This window comes from Paucibacter sp. DJ2R-2, assembly GCF_025717675.1.
In the GTDB taxonomy this organism is placed as follows: Bacteria; Pseudomonadota; Gammaproteobacteria; order Burkholderiales; family Burkholderiaceae_C; genus Paucibacter_A.
This window is the reverse complement of the sequence record NZ_JAJIRT010000001.1, coordinates 976,925-993,749: the sequence shown is the minus strand read 5'-3', so window position 1 is coordinate 993,749 and position 16,825 is coordinate 976,925. Positions and strand designations below refer to the sequence as shown.

Below are 16,825 nucleotides of genomic sequence, written 5' to 3'. Positions count from 1 at the left end.
CATGATGTTGAGCCCATACACCGACGTGTTGCAGGATGAAATGCTGCGCGAGATTGCCCGGCGCGGCGATGTACGCGCCTTTCCGGCCTTGAGCACCTTGCTGCGCGAAGGCGACACCACCGACGCTTTCTACATCCTGCTCTCGGGTCGGGTGAAGGTGTTCGGCACCGACGCCAAGGGCCGTGAGGTGGTCTACAACACCCTGGGCCCGGGCGAGTATTTCGGCGAGCTGAGTCTCGACGGATCGCCCCGCTCAGCCTCGGTGCAGAGCCTGGAGCCGGTCCACTGCGTGCTGGTGCGCGGCGCCGAGATGCGCGCGTTTCTGGCGCAGCACCCGGATTTCGCCCTGCACCTGATCCGCCACCTGATCGGCCTGTTGCGCCGCGCGACCGACAGCGTCAAGAGCCTGGCTCTGGATGATGTCTATTCGCGCCTGGCCAAGCTGCTGCAGGAAATGGCCGAGCCCGATGCCAGCGGCCGCCTGGTGGTTCCGCACAAGCTGACCCAGCAAGACCTGGCCGAACGCGTTGGTGCCTCGCGCGAAATGATCAGCCGCATCCTGCAGCAACTGGTCAAGGGTGGCTATATCGAGCGCCAGGGCCGGCGCATGGTGCTGCTGAAGAAGCTGCCGCCGGGCTGGTGAGCCCCGGGCGTCAGCCTCAGACGGGTTGGACGGTGTGGCTGATGTTCAGCTTCAACCATTGACCCGGCTGTTGGGGCAACAGCACCTGATACTCCTGACCCTGGTGCTCATAACGCACCGTGTAGTCGCGCACCTGCTCGCGCTGCACGCTGACCGGGCGGCAGACCTGCACCTGCTGCTGGCTGTAGCTGGGGTAGCTCGCCGTCGAGCCTGACTGTTCGGCCATGTTCTTGCCGATCAGGGCGCCGGTGGCGCTGCCGGCGGCGATCGCCACATGCTTGCCATTGCCCTTGCCGACCTGGCTGGCCAGCAGGCCGCCGGCCAGGGCGCCGAGCAAGGCGCCGCCGGTGCCGCTCATGCCGGCTTGGCTGGCCACGGGCGGCTGCACCACCTGCTGGGTCTCATAGCTGCATTGCTGGCGCGTTTCGGTGATGCGCTCCAGATTCGGGGTGGACGAGATCACGCGCACCATCATGCTGCTGCCATTGCCGCTGCTGGCCTGTGGGGCCAGGGTTTGCGCCCGCACTTCGGCCGGCAGGCCGGCAAACAAGACCGCGCTCAAAGCCAGTGCCAGGGCGCTGGCGGCGATGTTCTGGGCCTTGCTGCGGTCGGCGATGGCCTGTTCCGCCAACACGGGCAGGCTCTGCAGGGGCCGGGCTTGGGGGCGGGCGATGCGGCTGCTGAATTTGCGCTGGAAGGGGCTGAGGGTGGTGGCCAGTGCGTGCATGTTGAGGTCTCCGTTGAAGCTGTTGTGTCGATGAACAGCATTGTCAAAAACCTCGCCCTGAATGTCTGTGGCACTCGCGTACGCCGAGTTTGACCGTCTGTGACGGCGCCCGACTTCAGCGCCTCAGCGCCGCAGCGACTTGCAAGGGTCTTCGCGCTCGGCCGGGGCGGTGAGCACGCGGCTGTCAAAGCGCCCTGGACCTTCCTGGCCTTGTTCCAGATAGCCGATGGCCTGGATCTCGCTGGCCGGCACACCGGCCGCTTCCAGATAGCGGGGCACGCCCAGGTCGCGGTCGACATGGCCATTGCCGGCGATCAGGATCACGCGCACAGCTCCGCCCTCGCGGGCCGCCAGCATGGCGCGGGCCATGGCGGCATCGCGCGCACGCTGGGCCAAGGCCATGGGTGCTTGCATGGCCGCAGGCAAGGCGCCGCAATGGCCTTCGTCGATGGCGCGGATCATGGCGCTCTGTTGGGCCTCGCCCCAAGGGGTCTGCTCCAGCAGACGGCGCAGATCGGCCGGCCAGGTCTCGGCCGACACGTCCTTCATCAGCGGGCGCAGTTCTTCGCGGCTGAGGTTGCCGCCGGCCACGGCGGCGCCGGCCTGCAGGCTGGCTTCGAACAGGGGCTTGTGCAGCGGCCAGCGCCAGTTCTTCTTGTCCAGTTGGGCGAGTTCCACCAGGGCCTCGGCGTCCATGCGCGCCTCGGCCGGCAGCGCTGCCAAGGCAGCCGTGTTCTTTGCCGGGATCTGCTCGAACACCACGGTGCTGCGCCGCCCGTCCTTCAGCAATTCGGCCATCCAGGCCGCGCGCAAGCGGTGTTGCTCGGCGTTGTCGTGCACTTCACCGAGCAAGATGAAACGCGGTGTGCTTGCAGGGGCGGCGCCAGCTGCGCCGGCCAAGCTGCTGAGGGCGAAAAGTAGTGCGGAGAGCTTCATGGGGATCCTTGCTGGGGCTGTACGCCAGGGCGATGGGATCTTGCCATGCGGCGAGCTCGGTGCGAGCTGCATGCGGAACGCAGACGAACGCGCGAGACTGCGCCACTTGCCACCTCGGGGCCCAGATAGGAAGTGAAAGCCATGAGCGGGAAGCTGAAAGACAAGGGCGATACTGCCGAGCTTCGAGAGAAAAAATCCTAACTTCAGGGAGCCCTGGGATGAATTTCCGATTTCTCGCCCTTGCCGCGGCGTCCATGCTTTGCTTCGGCGCAGTCGCCGCGCCGCTCAAGCTTGATCCTGCACGCTGCCCGGTCAGGCCGCCGCCGCAGCTTGCTCCTGGTAAATTGCCTAACGGCGACTTTTTGCTCACAGCGCGCTTCCTGCTACGGTCGGATGGTGTCATCGAGCAGATCACGGTCGATGGCAATGGCCCGGAGAGCTTTCGGCGCGCCATTGCGACTGCGATTCGCCGCTACGAGTGTCTGCCCGCTGAGGGCGATCAAGAGATCGAGTCCGAGTTTCGGATCCGGATTTCCTAGGCCTCTGCACAGATCCCAAGTGCGCTGGGGGGCTCCGTGGGTTCCCCGTCTCAGCCATGCATTTCATCGAGCCCGGCATGTCTCCGATCCGCATCCTCAGCGCCGCTGACGCTGCCGCCTACCGCAGCCTCATGCTCGAAGCCTACGAGCAAGCGCCGGATGCTTTCACCACGACCGCGGCGGAGCGCAGCGCGGAACCCGACTCCTGGTGGGTCAAGCGGATTGGCAGCGCCCATGGTCTGGCCACGAGTTTCGGCGCGTGGCGAGAGGGGCAAATGGTCGGCACGGTGGCACTGGAGTACTCGGCCAAACCCAAGACCCGCCATGCAGCGCTGGTGCTGGGCATGTATGTCCAAGCCTCGCAACGTGGCCAGGGCGTAGGCCTGGCGCTCATGAAGGCGGCATTGGCGGCCGCGTCTTCGCGACCGAACATCCTGTCTTTGAACCTGACTCTGACCGAAGGCAATGAACCCGCACTTCGGTTGTATCGCTCGGTGGGCTTCGTCACCTGGGGCATTCAGGCGGAGGCGATTCGCACCGACGCTGGCCTCAAGGGCAAGGTGCACATGTCATTGGCACTGCCCAAGCCTCGCACCGAGGCCTGAGTTCGCGTTCAGAGCGACTCTTCTGCAGCCAGGGCTGTGTTGGCGGCGCCCGGTTCCGAGGCGGCGGCAGCCTTGGTGAAGAGCAAGAGGGCGAAGAGTGTCGACACGCTCGACAAAGCCACCACCGCTGCGATCAGCGTCAGTGTGCTGCGAGCGGAAGCGCTTAGCTTCACCCAAGAAAAGTCGAGGTGTTTGTGGTTGGCGCTCAGGATCTTCATGCGTTGTCTCTGCGTGCTTCGTCCTTGAAATAGACAGAAAGAAGCGGGCTTCTGGGAAGGGGAGACGCATTGTCAAAAACTGAGCCGGATTTGTCCGTGGCCCTTGTGTGCAGCGACTTTGACTGAATGTGACGGCGCTGGCCTTCAGTGCGGGTGCGAGGCCTCAAGCGCCTCAGGCCCCAGATGCCGGTACACCAGCCCTTCGCCGCCACGGAAGGGGATGATGCGCTCCAGCGTGGCGCCGAGGCGCTCAGCGACCTGGACCGAGGTTTGGTTGCCCGATGCGATCACGCTGACCGCGCTGCGCCAGCCAAAGTCGCTGTATGCCGCACGCAGTGCGGCGCGGGCGGCCTCGGTGGCATAGCCCTGGCCCTGGGCTTCGGGGAGCAAGGCCCAGGTGATCTCGGGCTCCAGCCAGCCTTCCGGGAACCAGAGTCCTGACAGGCCCAGAAACAAACCGTCGGCTTTGCGCTCCAGCGCCCAAGGCCCGTAGCCGCGCAAGGCCCAGTGGCCGAAGTAAGCCGCGAACTTGCGCCAGGCCTCATCGCGCCCGCAGGGCCCGCCGTAGGTGGCCGACACCGGGTCGGCGAAGAAGCGGGCCATGCCTTCGAAATCCGCCTCGGCAAAAGGCCGAAGCCGCAGGCGCTCGGACTCGAAGCTGGGGATGGTGAGACCGGAGAGGGGTGCTTGGGGCATGGCGGCAGGTCAGGTGTCCAGGCGCTCAGCTTAGCCGCTGCCGGCGCCCCCTCACTCACTCACTTAGTGCGTGCGCTTGCGAGCCACTGTGCCCATGCTCGGGCTCGTGCCTGCTTCGCTGTGGGAAACCTCGCTCGACCATTGCTTCTGCCGGGCCAGTTCCGAGGCTGTGGCTTCATCGGCGGTGACCAGAAACTCGGTGTTGCTGCGCTCGACGAAGTAGGCGCTCTTGAAACGCAAGAGCAGTTCACCCAAGGCCTGGCGAGCCTGAAGCGGTGCGCCATTGAAGGTGAGGGTCAGCGTGGTCATGGTGCTTTGGCTTTCTTTCAATCGTTGCTTCGAACTGCCGGCTCAAGAACATGGAGCAGGTGATTCATGAACGTTGCAGATGAAAGCCGGTTGACCGCGCTTCTCGATCAGGCCAAGCTGGCCCGGCGCAACTCAATCGCCTCTCTGACGATAGGCAGGAGCTCGCTGGCTGCGCCCGTGCCCTCCATTGCCGCCAACAGTTCCCGCCGCATGCGCGGCTCCCAGAACTTTTGAATGTGGGTGGCGATGCCGTCCAGGGCTTCGGCGTGGTCGGGCATGGCTTGGAAGAAGGTGCCGATCTGGTTGGCCATGCGGACGAGTTTTTCAATGTCCATGGGGAGGGTGCAGAAGCTGAGGTTCGGAGTCGTGGAGGTCGAGCCGCTCGGGGTGGCAGTAGACGACCAGGTCCTGGCGGCGGGCGAAGCCGACCAGGGTCATATTGGCGCGCGCGGCGGTGGCCACGGCGAAGGAGGTGGGGGCGGACACGGCCGCGAGCAGGGGCACGCCGGCGCTGGAGGTCTTCTGCACCATTTCGAAGCTGGCGCGGCTGGTGACGGCGATGAAGCCTTCACCGGCTTTCACCTCATGCCGCGCCAGGGCGCCGATCAGCTTGTCCAGCGCGTTATGGCGGCCGACGTCTTCGCGCAGCCATTTCACCTCGCCCTCGGCCGAGCACCAGGCGGCCGCATGCACGGCACCGGTGGCCTGCTGCAAGGTCTGGTGCTCGACGAACTGACCCATGGCCCGGGCAATCGCCGCGCGGCTGAACAGCCGGCCCTGGCCTGGCGTGGCCAGTTCCGGCAGATGACGCGCCACCTGGGCCAGGCTCTCGGTGCCGCAGAGCCCGCAGCCGGTGCGGCCGGTCATGGAGCGGCGGCGGTCTTTCAGTCGGGCGAAGGCCTCGCCGGCGATGCGCAGGTGCAAGGTGATGCCTTGCTCGCTGCTTTCTTCCTCGACGCTGAACAGCTCATGCGGTGCACTGAGGATGCCTTCGCTGAGCGAAAAGCCGAGCGCGAACTCTTCCAGGTCCAGCGGCGTGGCCAGCATCACTGCATGCGAGATGCCGTTGTACTCCAGGGCCACCGGCACTTCTTCGGCCACCCAGTCGTCCACCGCAAAGGCCGCGCCCGCGCGCACGCCCTGCACGGGCAGCACGCGTGCGCCCTCGCAGAATGTGGGCCGTGCCGCGCCCGCCCCGGCGCTTAGGGCCGGGGCCGGGGCTGCCGGTTTGCCGCTGCGCTCACTTGCCATGGGCGCCCTCGGGCTGGCGGGCCTGTTGCAGCGCGTCTTGCTGGGCCAGGTTGAAGCGGCTGTACTCGCGCTGCCAGTCGGACGGCTGCTGCACCGGCATCACCTGCACGGCGGTCACCTTGTACTCGGGGCAGTTGGTGGCCCAGTCGGAGTTGTCGGTGGTGATGACGTTGGCGCCGGACTCCGGGAAGTGGAAGGTGGTGTAGACCACGCCCGGCTGCACCCGCTCGGTGACGGTGGCGCGCAGCACGGTGTCGCCGGCGCGGCTGACGATACCCACCCAGTCGTCGTCCTTGATGCCGCGTTCTTCGGCGTCATGCGGGTGGATCTCCAGCCGGTCCTCGCTGTGCCACTGGTTGTTGGGCGTGCGCCGGGTTTGCGCGCCCACGTTGTACTGGCTCAGGATGCGGCCGGTGGTCAGCAGCAGCGGGAACTTGCGCGTCACTTTCTCATCGGTGGGCACGTACTGGGTGATGATGAAACGGCCCTTGCCGCGCACGAACTTGTCCACGTGCATGATGGGCGTGCCGGCCTCTTCGGTGTGCTCGTTGCAAGGCCATTGCACGCTGCCCAGGCGTTCGATCTTCTCGTAGCTGACACCGGCGAAGGTCGGGGTCAGCGCGGCGATCTCGGCCATGATCTCCTCGGGATTCTTGTAATCCATCGGGTAGCCCAGGGCCTGGGCCAGCTTCTGCGTCACCTCCCAATCGGCATAGCCGGCCAGCGGCGGCATGACCTTGCGCACGCGGCTGATGCGGCGTTCGGCATTGGTGAAGGTGCCGTCCTTTTCCAGGAAGCTTGATCCGGGCAGGAAGACATGGGCGTACTTGGCGGTTTCGTTCAGGAAGATGTCCTGCACCACCACGCATTCCATGGCCATCATGGCCGCGGCCACGTGCTTTGTATTGGGGTCGGACTGCACGATGTCCTCGCCCTCGCAGTACAGGCCCTTGAAGCTACCCGAGAGTGCCGCGTCGAACATATTCGGGATGCGCAGGCCCGGCTCGGGGTTGATGCTCACGCCCCAGGCCGCTTCGAACTGCGCGCGCACGGTGCTGTCCGACACATGGCGGTAGCCCGGCAGCTCATGCGGGAAGCTGCCCATATCGCAGCTGCCCTGCACATTGTTCTGGCCGCGCAAGGGGTTCACGCCCACGCCTTCGCGGCCGACATTGCCGGTGGCCATGGCCAGGTTGGCAATGCCCATCACCATGGTCGAACCCTGGCTGTGCTCGGTCACGCCCAGGCCGTAGTAGATGGCTGCATTGCCACCCGTGGCGTACAAGCGTGCCGCGCCGCGCAGCTCGGCCGCCGGCACGCCGCTGGCGGCCTCCAGCGCCTCGGGCGAGTTCTCGGGCCGGGCCACGAACTCACGCCACTGATTGAAGCTCTTGGGGTCGCAGCGCTCGGCCACATAGGCTTCATTCACCAACCCTTCGGTGACGATGACATGGGCCAGGGCGGTGATCACCGCCACATTGGTGCCGGGCTTGAGCTGCAGATGGTGGGCCGCCTGGATGTGGGGCGACTTGACCAGGTCGATGCGGCGCGGGTCCACGACGATGAGCTTGGCACCCTCGCGCAAACGGCGCTTCATGCGCGAGGCGAACACCGGGTGCGCCTCGCTGGGGTTGGCACCGATGACCATGATCACATCGGCCTTCTCCACCGACTTGAAGGTCTGCGTGCCGGCCGAGGTGCCCAGGGTTTGGCCCAGGCCGTAGCCGGTGGGCGAGTGGCAGACGCGAGCGCAGGTGTCGACGTTGTTGTTGCCGAAAGCCGCGCGGATCAGCTTCTGCACCAGGTAGGTTTCCTCGTTGGTGCAGCGCGAGGAGGTGATGCCTCCGATCGAATCCTTGCCATGCTTGGCCTGGATGCGGCGGAACTCGCTGGCCGCGTGGTTCAGCGCCACCTCCCAGCTGACCTCTTGCCAGGGGTCCTGGATGCTGGCGCGGATCATGGGCTTGGTGATGCGGTCCTGGTGGGTGGCATAGCCCCAGGCGAAGCGGCCCTTGACGCAGCTGTGGCCTTCGTTGGCCTTGCCGTCCTTCCAGGGCACCATGCGCACGACTTGCGTGCCCTTCATCTCGGCCTTGAAGCCGCAGCCCACGCCGCAGTAGGCGCAGGTGGTGATGACGCTGTGCTCGGGCTGGCCCAGCCAGATGACGGACTTTTCCTGCAGCGTGGCCGTGGGGCAGGCTTCGACGCAGGCGCCGCAGCTCACGCATTCCGATTCCATGAAGGGCTGGTCCTGGCCCGGCGACACGCGCGACTCAAAACCGCGGCCCGAGATCGTCAGCGCAAAGGTGCCTTGCGTCTCTTCGCAGGCGCGCACGCAGCGGTTGCAGACGATGCACTTGCTCGGGTCGTAGGTGAAGTAGGGGTTGGACTCGTCCTTCTTCGAGTCGCAATGGTGGGCGCCGGCCGCGGCCCCCACGCCGTAGCGCACATTGCGCAGCCCCGTCACGCCGGCCATGTCCTGCAGCTCGCAATTGCCATTGGCCGAGCAGGTCAGGCAGTCCAGCGGGTGGTCGGAGATGTAGAGCTCCATCACGCCCTTGCGCAGATCCTGCAGCTTAGGCGTCTGGGTCTTGACCTTCATGCCGGCCTCGGCCGGCGTGGTGCAGCTGGCCGGGAAGCCCTTGCGGCCCTCCACCTCCACCAGGCAGAGCCGGCAGGAACCGAAGGGCTCCAGGCTGTCGGTGGCGCAGAGCTTGGGCACCTTGATGCCGGCGTCTACGGCGGCGCGCATCAGCGAGGTGCCCTTGGGCACGGTGACCGGGAAGCCGTCGATTTCCAGCGTCACTTCTTCGGTCGATTCCCGGCGCGGGGTGCCGTGATCGATGTCTTGCTTGAGATGATCCAACATGGTGATTTGCTCCTGGGCTCAGGCCGCGGCCTGGTCGGGCGCGGCAAGACCGAAGTCCTGCGGGTAGTGGTTCAGCGCCGAGAGCACCGGGAACGGCGTCATGCCGCCCATGGCACAGAGCGAACCGTGGGTCATGGTGTCGCAGAGGTCGCGCAGCAGGATCACCTGCTCGGCGCGGTTCTGGTTGCTGCGGATGCGGTCGATCACTTCCACGCCGCGGGTTGAGCCGATGCGGCAGGGCGTGCACTTGCCGCAGGACTCGATGGCGCAGAACTCCATGGCGTAGCGGGCCAGCTGGGACAGGTCGGCCGTGTCGTCATGCACGACGATGCCGCCGTGGCCGACCACGGCGCCCATGGCCGCGTAGGCCTCGTAGTCCAGCGGCACATCCCATTGCGACTCGGGCACGTAGGCGCCCAGCGGGCCGCCGACCTGCACCGCCTTGATCGGCCGGCCGCTGGCCGTGCCGCCGCCAAAGCCGTAGAGCAGCTCGCGCAGCGTCAGGCCGAAGGCTTTCTCGACCAGGCCACCATGCTTGATATTGCCGGCCAGCTGGAAGGGCAGGGTGCCGTGCGAGCGGCCCACGCCAAAGTCGCGGTAGGCCTGAGCGCCGCGCGCCATGATGATGGGCGCGCTGGCAAAGGTGATAACGTTGTTGATGACCGTCGGTTGGCCGAACAGGCCTGAGAGCGCAGGCAGCGGCGGCTTGGCGCGCACCACGCCGCGCTTGCCTTCGATGCTCTCCAGCATGGCGGTCTCTTCGCCGCACACATAGCTGCCCGCCGCCTTGCGCACCTCCAGATGGAAGGCGTGGCCGCTGCCGCAGACGCTGTCGCCGAGGAAGCCGGCGGCCGTGGCGCGGGCAATCGCCTCGTTCATCGTGGCGATCGCATGCGGGTACTCGGAGCGGATGTAGATGTAGCCGTCGGTGGCGCCCACCGCCAGCGCGGCGATGGTCATGCCTTCGATCAGCATGAAGGGATCGCCCTCCATGGTCATGCGGTCGGAGTAGGTGCCCGAGTCGCCTTCGTCGGCGTTGCAAACGATGTACTTTTGGTCGGCCTTGGCTTCACGCACCGTCTTCCACTTGATGCCGGCCGGGAAGGCCGCGCCGCCGCGGCCGCGCAGGCCCGAGTGCAGCATCTCCTGGATGATGGCGCTGCCGTCCAGGCTGAGCGCGCGGCGCAGGCCGGCCCAGCCCTCGTGGGCTTCGTAGTCGGCCAGCGAGAGCGGGTCGATGATGCCGACTCGGCGGAAGGTCAATCGCTCTTGCAGGGCCAGGAAGGGGATCTGCTCGGTCACGCCTTGGCGCAGCGGGTGCTCGCCGCCCTGCAGCAGGCCGGCATCGAGCAGGCCCGGCACATCGGCGGCCTCGACCGGGCCGTAGGCGATGCGGCCTTGCGGCGTCTGCACCTCGACCAGAGTCTCCAGCCAGAACAGGCCGCGCGAGCCATTGCGCACCAGCTCGACGGTCAGGCCACGGCACTGGCATTCATGGCGCAAGGCCTCGGCCACCTCGTCTGCTCCCACCGCCAGCGCGGCGGAATCGCGCGGCACAAACACTCTCGTCACGATAGCGCTTGTCATCACAGACCCTCCTTGGCCAGCAGGGCGTCGAGCTTGGCTGGCGTCATGCGGGCGTGCAGGCGCTCGTTGATCTGCAGGGCCGGGGCCGAGGCGCACAGACCCAGGCAGTAGACCGGCTCCAGCATCACCGCGCCATCGGCGCGCGTGTGGTGCGAGGCGCAGCCCAGGCGCGCCTCGGCATGGGCCAGCAGCGCTTCGGCGCCGCGCGCCTGGCAAGCTTCAGCACGGCAGACTTGCAGCACCTGCTTGCCCGGCGCTGTGCTGCGGAAGAAATGGTAATAACTGATCACCCCATGGACCTCGGCCCGGGACAGGCTAAGGTGCTCGGCAATCAGGGGCACGGCGGCCGGCGGCACATGGCCCAGGGCTTCCTGCACGGCATGCAGCAGGGGCAGCAGGGCGCCGTCTCGGGCCGGGTGCTCGGCCAGCAGTTCGGACACGGAGAGTTCGTTCATGGGTAGGGGCTGTTCAGGCGGGAAAAAGCTGGCGGAGGGAGGGTCGCTCAGACGGAGCGACTTGTCCAATTCATTCCGGAAATGGGGCGATCAGTTTGGGGAATCAGGGTTTGCACGGGCCGAGCGGAGAAGCGAGCCGCGACCTGCGATGCCCTTTGTAGATGCTCAGGCGGCTCCTTCTTGCGTTGCCGCTATTCTGTACACAGGTCGAAAAATGAGAAAAGACCCCGAAGGGTCAAGTCTTGCTATAGGAGCTTGAAACGGAGGGAAGGTCTTGTAGTCCGGCTTGACGCCTTCTCCCCTAAGAACTGCTAAAGCATGACGTAAGCCTATGAAATTGCGGTGGGGAAAGTGAGAAACCAATGCCCGTTGGGCATTCCAAAGAACCGGGTTGAGACTCCGCCGAAGTGTTTTCCGCAGGATCCAATGTTGTCTCGCACCAATATGGACTGGACCTGCTGGTCTGAGCCGCTAGGAATCACCACGGCAGCGCCGCGTTCAAGTAGGAATCCAAGGAAATGCAGGGCATCCGAGAGACTTCGTTGACTCACTGTGGCGCAATTGCCGTCGCTGGGTGCTTCAGCGATAGAGAGTAGCTGCTTGGCGCGATTGGCGAACAAATTCGACAGATGCGATTCGTTCGGATGGCTGTGAATGGTGTTGGCGGCGTACCCTTGAACCAGGTTCAGATCAAGGACGACCGTTGCGCGATCGCCAATCACAGCCAGGCACGGCTGCTTGATCGAGTCCTGAAGCTCAACGATCCTCGTCGTCTTCCGTGGACACGGCAACTCATCGGCTCTGAGGCCAGCCGGAGAGATGGCCTGAATGCAGGCAAGAAAGTAGATTGGATAGTTGCGCATCGATGGTGCATAACGCTCAAATTGCGCCGCGAGCCGTTGCGGGCCGGATCAAGCGCAGGGTTAAACAGCGAGACAGCCTCATTTGACTACTCGTTATGGTCACTCCAGCGCCATTGATAGCACACATGGAGTCCATTCCGTGCGGCCAAACTCTCGATGACCAGCCTGGAACCTTCAATGCTCCACTCGGTCCAGTTGTCCCACTCGCACTTCAGGAACGTGAAGCCGCGGCGCAAAGAGAGGCGGCTGTAGTCGACGCCTTCGTCGAAGCCGGAATATGTTGACTTGGCGCGCCATCCTTCTGCGATGAGTGTTGATAGGATAGGCTCAAAGCGTGAGCTAGGAATGTTCCTTATGGTGGCTCGCCGAAGAATCCTGAACTTGAACTTGGCGACAGATCGAGCCGCTTGGGCGATTCGGTTCATGTGCTGTCTAACGAGGTTGTCCAATAACCCGAAATCCCCAACCTCCCGCACCACTCTGGGCGCGTGAATGTCGGCGAAGGCGAATTTTTGGATTCATCTGAGGATCGGGACCTGTGAGCCGCCTTTCCGGCGCCTGAGCGCGATTGTGCCGCCTGTGGACTGCGTTATCGAACACCGGCTCTACCGCTCAGATGCGCTGGCTGTTCAGCTGCCTGCAACGCGGTGAATCGATGGCGTGGCGCATGCATTCATTCGGGCAGCTGCGGTCGAGCCGCTCGGGCAAGAAACGACGGACTTGATTGCCACGTGCTGGCGGATTCTTGTCATCACGCCCTCGGGTCTTGATGCATTTGGAGCTCACCGGCTGCCGTCTTGTCATGCAAGAGGTCAGGATTTGCCCGCAGCAATCCGATCTCAAGATCGGTGATTCCCTTGTGCTCAAATGGTCTGAGCAGGCCCGTGATTTCCTGTCCCACATCGGGTTCGTAGATCCGCTTGGCGTACCGTGATGCCCTGGCGGGCGTTGCAACAATGAAGCCGGCCATGATTCCCACGGGTTGATCTGGTGTTGACTAACCTACTATTACAGCAGTACTCCAGAGGGCTGTTCTATCCGCCGCTTGTTTCGGCCGCGTACTTGTCTTTGACGCGTACATAGTGCTCGGCCGAGTATTTGAGATACCCCATCTCTTCCACGGTGAGTGCCCGCACTCGTACTGCCGGCCGGCCTGCACACAGGTAGCCACTTTCAAGCACCTTTCCCGGCGTCACAAGGCTGCCTGCACCCACCATGACTTGGGCTTGGATGACGACGTCGTCCATGATGATCGAGCCCATCCCAATGAGGCACTCGTCGCCGATCGTGCATCCATGAAGGATCGCCGAGTGCCCGACGGTGACGTAGTTTCCGATGAGGAGTGGCGAGCCGGCCGGCTTCGCCGTGCTTTTGTGGGACACATGTCCCATGGCGAAGTCTTGGATGTTGCTGCAATCTCCAATGACGATGTGATTGACGTCCCCCCGCAGCACGGTGTTACACCAAATAGAGCTGTCGCGACCGACTTTCACGTCACCTATCACTTGGGCTGAGCTATGGACGTATACGCCTGCTGCAAGAGATGGCTGAGCGCCGAGGTATGTGCTTAAAGGCATGCTTGAGCGGGTGGTGTGTGTGGCACCGAAAAACGTCCAGAGTAATCGGACGCCGCAGGCGGTCCGCGCTTGACTGATAGGTTAAAGCTCATTTTCGGACACCTCGTTCATAGGTGTGCGCAAGGCAGAACGCAGAACTCAGGACGACGAGTTGGCTGCAGCCCTGCACCATGCAGCTTTCCTTGCCCAGGCCACCCCGGCTCTGGAGCAGCAACTGCTGCTCCAACGGTGCCGAGTCAAATGTGGACCACCCATTCAAATCCTCGATTCGAATCAAAAACCTACTCTCGTACTTGTCCGCAACAGTTATGCGCCAGTATGTGGCCAATGATCTGCCGGCTCCGGACTCACGTCGACCAGCGCATCAGCGTCACGAGCACCACCAGGACACCCAGGCCGAGGTTGACCGACACCCAGGTGCGAATTTGCGCCAGGGCCGCGCCAGCCGCGGCCCACTCAGACACTGCTACAGCCCGGCTGAACCTCTTGTAAAGCGCGAAACGGATGTGCATGAAGATCGCCACCATGACGACGCCCAGCACCGCCATGACGGTCCAGGCCAGCGGCATCTCGAAGTTGCCCCCCGACTGCACCACTTGCTTGGCCACACGACCCAGCATCCACACGCCGCTGGCCAGAGTCAGCAGCGAGGCCACAAGCACCGCTTGGAAGAAGCGCCCGAGCACATCGTGCATCAGCCGCAGCCGCAGCGGTGCTTCCAGTTGAGCGACCGCCGGTCGTAGGAAGAAGTGTGCAAACACCATGCCACCGATCCAAACGATGATGGACAGCACGTGCAAAGTCTTGAGAGTCGCGTAAATCATCGATCAGTTCCATTCAAGTTCAAACCCAGTCCAGAAGCCACTCGCCACCCCAGACCCATGCCAGCGGCAGCAGGCCCTTCGTGGCCGCCACTGCCAAGCCCATCGCGAAACACCGGCCCCCGCTCGATGAACATCAGCGCCCCGGCCGCAAACAGCTTGCCGAGGGAATCGGCATCGCGACGATGACGGCCATCAGCCCAAGCGCGAGCGCCGTCGCCCACCCTGGGCCGGACTTGGCGAGATGGCTCGGTCGGGCCCGGGCGTGGCGCCCGGCCAGAGTGTAGGCAGAAGCCAAGCCGACCCGCACCGGCAGGGCCCAGTGGCGCAGCAATTCGAGCTTGGCCACCCCTTGTGGCAGGCAGGGGCATGGCCAGCAGTTGCAAGGTCGTGCGCCTCAGTGCCGTGGGCTTGCGCCATCGCCTGCATCGACCCCGTTCCTCATGGATGGCAGCGGCTGCGTCGCGAGGCTGCTGCACGTTCGGCAGCGTCATGTGGACTCGGCGACCGCGGGCTGCCCGCGCGTCTTCCACAGCGACACCAGGACCCCCCCGGCAATCAGGCCGAAGGTCACGCTGAGCGAGATCACCGCCGGGATCTTGCCGATGATGCCTACCAGGAAAATCTTGCTGCCGATGAACACCAGCACCAGGGCCAGCGCGTACTTCAGGTACTTGAAGCGGTGGATCATTGCTGCCAGCGCGAAGTAGAGCGCGCGCAGGCCCAGGATCGCGAAGATATTGCTGGTGTAGACGATGAAGGGGTCGGTGGTGATCGCGAAGATGGCCGGCACCGAATCAACCGCGAAGATCAGATCGACGAACTCCACCAGCAAAAGCGCCAGGAACAGCGGTGTCGCGAAGCGTTCCAGCTTGCCCGTCCGGGTGTCGGTCTCGCGCACCCAGAAGGCATTGCCGCGCAAGCCCTCAGTCACGCGCACATGGCGCTTGAGGAACTTCAGCAGTGGGTTCTTGGCGATGTCGGGCATGTGGTCGGCAATGATCCACATCTTGATGCCGGTGAAGATCAGGAAGGCACCGAACAGGTAGAGCACCCAGCTGAACTGGCTCACCAGTGTTGCCCCCAGGCCGATCATGAGTGCGCGCAGCAAGATCACGCCCAGAATGCCCCAGAACAGCACCCTGTGCTGGTACTGCCGCGGGATGGCGAAGAAGCTGAAGATCAGAGCGATGACGAAGACGTTGTCCATCGACAGCGACTTCTCGATCATGAAGCCGGTGTAGTAGTCCATGCCGCTTTGTGCGCCCAGATACCACCAGACCCAGGCACCGAACAGCAGCGCCACGCTGATGTAGCCGGCCGACAGCAGCAGACTCTCGCGAACGCCGATCTCCTTGTCGTCCTTGTGCAGAACGCCCAGATCAAAGGCCAGCAGCGCGATGACGATGCCGGCGAAGGTAAGCCAGACCCAGGTGGGCGTGCCCATGAAGTCGGCTGTGAGGAAGGGATGCAGGAAGTCCATGATTCACCTCAAGGGATTGCGGCAACGGCGGCAAGCGACAGGCTCGCCTTGGCCTCGGATCTGCCACCGCCATAGCGGCACCACAGCGCGGGCCGGGGCACAAGGAGGAGGCCGCTGAGGGCGTAGAACATGATCGGGCTCGCTGTAGCGTTCGGGTGAGTCGGAGTGTGGGGATCTACACGTTTCGAATAAACCAAGCTGATGCGCAATTCAACTTCGGTTTTTCAGCACTGAAATCCAGAAGCTGAACGGCCGTCTTCTCAATGACTTCTGGGTCCTCACCCAGGAGGGTGGGCTGCCTCGGCATCGCCGAAAAGCTGGACATGGCGTGTAGACCTTCAGCTGGGCAGCAGCGATGGTGTGATGGAGGTGATCCACGCCATCCGCGCAGGTCGCGGTCAGCACCACCCCCTGGTGATGCTGGTGCTGGCTGCGGCTCGCCCTTGAACGCACCCTTGAGCGCGTACAGCTCGCCCCCCATCAGCGAGCGTTGCCACGGGCCGCCTTCTTGGAGAGCGGCTCCTCTCCATCGATCAGCTTCCAATGGTGCCGTGCGGCCTCCACGACCTTGGCTTCGCCATCGGCCAGGTGGCCATCGGCTCGCGCCGCCGCCAGGGATAGACGCAACACTGTCCTTTGCAGCACCGGATCGGAGATCTCGGCCATCAATGACGTCATCTCGCTGCTATCGACCTGACCGATGAGCGAGTCTGTCTCGTAGCCACCCGCCCGCAGCTCTTCACGCAAGGTGTAAACGATGTGAGGCAGCAGCTGCGGATCCAGCCCGAGTTCGCGCTCCGCGCCCAACTGCTTGAGGATCTCGAACTCGGAACTGCACACCTGACCGTCGGAGATGAGCACCAAGGCGACGATGCGCGCGGCAGCTTCCGGGCTGTTGCGGGGGTAGCTACGCACGATGGCTCTCCCTTGAAGAACCCAAGCTTGGGCTGACAAGCTGTGTTCTGTGTTCTGGGCTCAGTCGCCTCGGGCGGGATGCCGCCGGTCAAACTGACGTGTACGACGCGCGGCCTGGATCGGGATGGGCACGAGCACCGGCGCCGGCTGAGGCGCCCACTGCCTGAGTTCCTCCTTCAGCAAGTGAAGGCTCTGCCTGATCCGGGCAAGCATGAGGGACGAAAAACGCAGAGAAGGCTTCATGGTGATGGGCTCGGAAGTGATCAAAGGCTGGAATATGCATCCAATCAAAGTTCTGAAGAACCGATATTTTTGAGATTCCAACTCAGGA

22 protein-coding genes are annotated in these 16,825 nt (G+C 64.2%); 3 read left to right on the top strand and 19 right to left on the bottom strand.

What is annotated here, in order from left to right; genetic code table 11:
- The first annotated feature begins 1 nt into the window (after window position 1).
- The gene (locus tag LNV28_RS04360; protein WP_263516316.1) at window positions 2-643 is read left to right on the top strand and encodes a Crp/Fnr family transcriptional regulator; all 642 of its coding nucleotides are present in this window, start codon (window positions 2-4) and stop codon (window positions 641-643) included.
- Between the two features lie 16 nt (window positions 644-659).
- Here LNV28_RS04360 and LNV28_RS04355 read toward each other — a convergent pair whose 3' ends face one another.
- Window positions 660-1,370 (bottom strand): glycine zipper 2TM domain-containing protein, encoded by a 711-nt coding sequence (locus tag LNV28_RS04355; protein ID WP_263516317.1) that lies wholly within the window; start codon window positions 1,368-1,370, stop codon window positions 660-662.
- A 123-nt stretch (window positions 1,371-1,493) separates the two neighbouring features.
- Window positions 1,494-2,306 carry a ChaN family lipoprotein gene (locus LNV28_RS04350; protein ID WP_263516318.1) on the bottom strand — a complete coding sequence of 271 codons (813 nt, stop codon included), beginning with the start codon at window positions 2,304-2,306 and terminating at the stop codon, window positions 1,494-1,496.
- Between the two features lie 218 nt (window positions 2,307-2,524).
- Between LNV28_RS04350 and LNV28_RS04345 the strand changes: the two genes are divergently transcribed.
- Together LNV28_RS04345 and LNV28_RS04340 are read left to right on the top strand one after the other, a co-directional pair.
- Complete coding sequence (locus tag LNV28_RS04345) at window positions 2,525-2,845, top strand: hypothetical protein (RefSeq protein ID WP_263516319.1); 321 nt, start codon at window positions 2,525-2,527, stop codon at window positions 2,843-2,845.
- 77 nt (window positions 2,846-2,922) lie between these two features.
- Window positions 2,923-3,450 (top strand): GNAT family N-acetyltransferase, encoded by a 528-nt coding sequence (locus tag LNV28_RS04340; RefSeq protein WP_263516320.1) that lies wholly within the window; start codon window positions 2,923-2,925, stop codon window positions 3,448-3,450.
- A gap of 8 nt (window positions 3,451-3,458) precedes the next feature.
- On the opposite strand, the gene LNV28_RS04335 is transcribed toward LNV28_RS04340, so the two are convergent.
- The 17 genes from LNV28_RS04335 to LNV28_RS04250 form a co-directional block, all read right to left on the bottom strand.
- Complete coding sequence (locus LNV28_RS04335) at window positions 3,459-3,668, bottom strand: hypothetical protein (protein WP_263516321.1); 210 nt, start codon at window positions 3,666-3,668, stop codon at window positions 3,459-3,461.
- A 144-nt stretch (window positions 3,669-3,812) separates the two neighbouring features.
- Window positions 3,813-4,364: a GNAT family N-acetyltransferase gene (locus LNV28_RS04330; RefSeq protein ID WP_263516322.1), complete on the bottom strand. Its 552-nt coding sequence runs from the start codon at window positions 4,362-4,364 to the stop codon at window positions 3,813-3,815.
- Window positions 4,365-4,427: 63 nt separating this feature from the next.
- Window positions 4,428-4,673, bottom strand: a complete 246-nt coding sequence (locus tag LNV28_RS04325; protein WP_263516323.1) for a hypothetical protein — start codon at window positions 4,671-4,673, stop codon at window positions 4,428-4,430.
- A 107-nt stretch (window positions 4,674-4,780) separates the two neighbouring features.
- Complete coding sequence (locus tag LNV28_RS04320) at window positions 4,781-5,008, bottom strand: formate dehydrogenase subunit delta (protein WP_171827186.1); 228 nt, start codon at window positions 5,006-5,008, stop codon at window positions 4,781-4,783.
- Window positions 4,998-5,924, bottom strand: coding sequence for a formate dehydrogenase accessory sulfurtransferase FdhD (gene fdhD, locus LNV28_RS04315; RefSeq protein WP_263516324.1), 927 nt, complete (start codon window positions 5,922-5,924; stop codon window positions 4,998-5,000). Before fdhD ends, LNV28_RS04320 begins: the two co-directional genes overlap by 11 nt.
- Complete coding sequence (gene fdhF / locus LNV28_RS04310; protein WP_263516325.1) at window positions 5,914-8,793, bottom strand: formate dehydrogenase subunit alpha; 2,880 nt, start codon at window positions 8,791-8,793, stop codon at window positions 5,914-5,916. The genes fdhD and fdhF overlap by 11 nt, the downstream gene beginning before the upstream one ends.
- 18 nt (window positions 8,794-8,811) lie before the next feature.
- A complete protein-coding gene (locus tag LNV28_RS04305) occupies window positions 8,812-10,380 on the bottom strand; it encodes a formate dehydrogenase beta subunit (RefSeq protein WP_263516326.1) in 1,569 nt (522 codons plus the stop codon).
- The gene (locus LNV28_RS04300; RefSeq protein WP_263516327.1) at window positions 10,380-10,835 is read right to left on the bottom strand and encodes a formate dehydrogenase subunit gamma; all 456 of its coding nucleotides are present in this window, start codon (window positions 10,833-10,835) and stop codon (window positions 10,380-10,382) included. The genes LNV28_RS04305 and LNV28_RS04300 overlap by 1 nt, the downstream gene beginning before the upstream one ends.
- A gap of 329 nt (window positions 10,836-11,164) precedes the next feature.
- Window positions 11,165-11,698, bottom strand: coding sequence for a hypothetical protein (locus LNV28_RS04295; RefSeq protein ID WP_263516328.1), 534 nt, complete (start codon window positions 11,696-11,698; stop codon window positions 11,165-11,167).
- 751 nt (window positions 11,699-12,449) lie between these two features.
- Complete coding sequence (locus tag LNV28_RS04290) at window positions 12,450-12,668, bottom strand: hypothetical protein (RefSeq protein ID WP_263516329.1); 219 nt, start codon at window positions 12,666-12,668, stop codon at window positions 12,450-12,452.
- 64 nt (window positions 12,669-12,732) lie between these two features.
- On the bottom strand, window positions 12,733-13,275 hold the full coding sequence (locus LNV28_RS04285) for a gamma carbonic anhydrase family protein (protein WP_263516330.1): 543 nt from the start codon (window positions 13,273-13,275) through the stop codon (window positions 12,733-12,735).
- Between the two features lie 347 nt (window positions 13,276-13,622).
- Window positions 13,623-14,099: a CopD family protein gene (locus tag LNV28_RS04280; protein WP_263516331.1), complete on the bottom strand. Its 477-nt coding sequence runs from the start codon at window positions 14,097-14,099 to the stop codon at window positions 13,623-13,625.
- A gap of 133 nt (window positions 14,100-14,232) precedes the next feature.
- The gene (locus tag LNV28_RS04275) at window positions 14,233-14,445 is read right to left on the bottom strand and encodes a hypothetical protein (RefSeq protein WP_263516332.1); all 213 of its coding nucleotides are present in this window, start codon (window positions 14,443-14,445) and stop codon (window positions 14,233-14,235) included.
- Between the two features lie 141 nt (window positions 14,446-14,586).
- Window positions 14,587-15,579 carry a TerC family protein gene (locus tag LNV28_RS04270; protein WP_263516333.1) on the bottom strand — a complete coding sequence of 331 codons (993 nt, stop codon included), beginning with the start codon at window positions 15,577-15,579 and terminating at the stop codon, window positions 14,587-14,589.
- Window positions 15,580-15,587: 8 nt separating this feature from the next.
- Window positions 15,588-15,710 (bottom strand): hypothetical protein, encoded by a 123-nt coding sequence (locus tag LNV28_RS04265; RefSeq protein ID WP_263516334.1) that lies wholly within the window; start codon window positions 15,708-15,710, stop codon window positions 15,588-15,590.
- A gap of 349 nt (window positions 15,711-16,059) precedes the next feature.
- A complete protein-coding gene (locus LNV28_RS04255; protein WP_263516335.1) occupies window positions 16,060-16,494 on the bottom strand; it encodes a tellurite resistance TerB family protein in 435 nt (144 codons plus the stop codon).
- Between the two features lie 60 nt (window positions 16,495-16,554).
- Window positions 16,555-16,737 (bottom strand): hypothetical protein, encoded by a 183-nt coding sequence (locus LNV28_RS04250; protein ID WP_263516336.1) that lies wholly within the window; start codon window positions 16,735-16,737, stop codon window positions 16,555-16,557.
- Window positions 16,738-16,825 lie beyond the last annotated feature (88 nt).

What these genes read in the sequence shown, in the direction of transcription:
- LNV28_RS04360 (WP_263516316.1), top strand. Translation starts at nt 2, where the DNA reads ATGATGTTGAGCCCATACACCGACGTGTTGCAGGATGAAATGCTGCGC.
- LNV28_RS04320 (WP_171827186.1), bottom strand. Translation starts at nt 5,008, where the DNA reads ATGGACATTGAAAAACTCGTCCGCATGGCCAACCAGATCGGCACCTTC.
- LNV28_RS04345 (WP_263516319.1), top strand. Translation starts at nt 2,525, where the DNA reads ATGAATTTCCGATTTCTCGCCCTTGCCGCGGCGTCCATGCTTTGCTTC.
- LNV28_RS04340 (WP_263516320.1), top strand. Translation starts at nt 2,923, where the DNA reads ATGTCTCCGATCCGCATCCTCAGCGCCGCTGACGCTGCCGCCTACCGC.
- LNV28_RS04355 (WP_263516317.1), bottom strand. Translation starts at nt 1,370, where the DNA reads ATGCACGCACTGGCCACCACCCTCAGCCCCTTCCAGCGCAAATTCAGC.
- LNV28_RS04325 (WP_263516323.1), bottom strand. Translation starts at nt 4,673, where the DNA reads ATGACCACGCTGACCCTCACCTTCAATGGCGCACCGCTTCAGGCTCGC.
- LNV28_RS04270 (WP_263516333.1), bottom strand. Translation starts at nt 15,579, where the DNA reads ATGGACTTCCTGCATCCCTTCCTCACAGCCGACTTCATGGGCACGCCC.
- LNV28_RS04300 (WP_263516327.1), bottom strand. Translation starts at nt 10,835, where the DNA reads ATGAACGAACTCTCCGTGTCCGAACTGCTGGCCGAGCACCCGGCCCGA.
- LNV28_RS04250 (WP_263516336.1), bottom strand. Translation starts at nt 16,737, where the DNA reads ATGAAGCCTTCTCTGCGTTTTTCGTCCCTCATGCTTGCCCGGATCAGG.
- LNV28_RS04330 (WP_263516322.1), bottom strand. Translation starts at nt 4,364, where the DNA reads ATGCCCCAAGCACCCCTCTCCGGTCTCACCATCCCCAGCTTCGAGTCC.
- LNV28_RS04285 (WP_263516330.1), bottom strand. Translation starts at nt 13,275, where the DNA reads ATGCCTTTAAGCACATACCTCGGCGCTCAGCCATCTCTTGCAGCAGGC.
- LNV28_RS04335 (WP_263516321.1), bottom strand. Translation starts at nt 3,668, where the DNA reads ATGAAGATCCTGAGCGCCAACCACAAACACCTCGACTTTTCTTGGGTG.
- LNV28_RS04295 (WP_263516328.1), bottom strand. Translation starts at nt 11,698, where the DNA reads ATGCGCAACTATCCAATCTACTTTCTTGCCTGCATTCAGGCCATCTCT.
- fdhD (WP_263516324.1), bottom strand. Translation starts at nt 5,924, where the DNA reads ATGGCAAGTGAGCGCAGCGGCAAACCGGCAGCCCCGGCCCCGGCCCTA.
- LNV28_RS04280 (WP_263516331.1), bottom strand. Translation starts at nt 14,099, where the DNA reads ATGATTTACGCGACTCTCAAGACTTTGCACGTGCTGTCCATCATCGTT.
- LNV28_RS04265 (WP_263516334.1), bottom strand. Translation starts at nt 15,710, where the DNA reads ATGTTCTACGCCCTCAGCGGCCTCCTCCTTGTGCCCCGGCCCGCGCTG.
- fdhF (WP_263516325.1), bottom strand. Translation starts at nt 8,793, where the DNA reads ATGTTGGATCATCTCAAGCAAGACATCGATCACGGCACCCCGCGCCGG.
- LNV28_RS04350 (WP_263516318.1), bottom strand. Translation starts at nt 2,306, where the DNA reads ATGAAGCTCTCCGCACTACTTTTCGCCCTCAGCAGCTTGGCCGGCGCA.
- LNV28_RS04290 (WP_263516329.1), bottom strand. Translation starts at nt 12,668, where the DNA reads ATGGCCGGCTTCATTGTTGCAACGCCCGCCAGGGCATCACGGTACGCC.
- LNV28_RS04305 (WP_263516326.1), bottom strand. Translation starts at nt 10,380, where the DNA reads ATGACAAGCGCTATCGTGACGAGAGTGTTTGTGCCGCGCGATTCCGCC.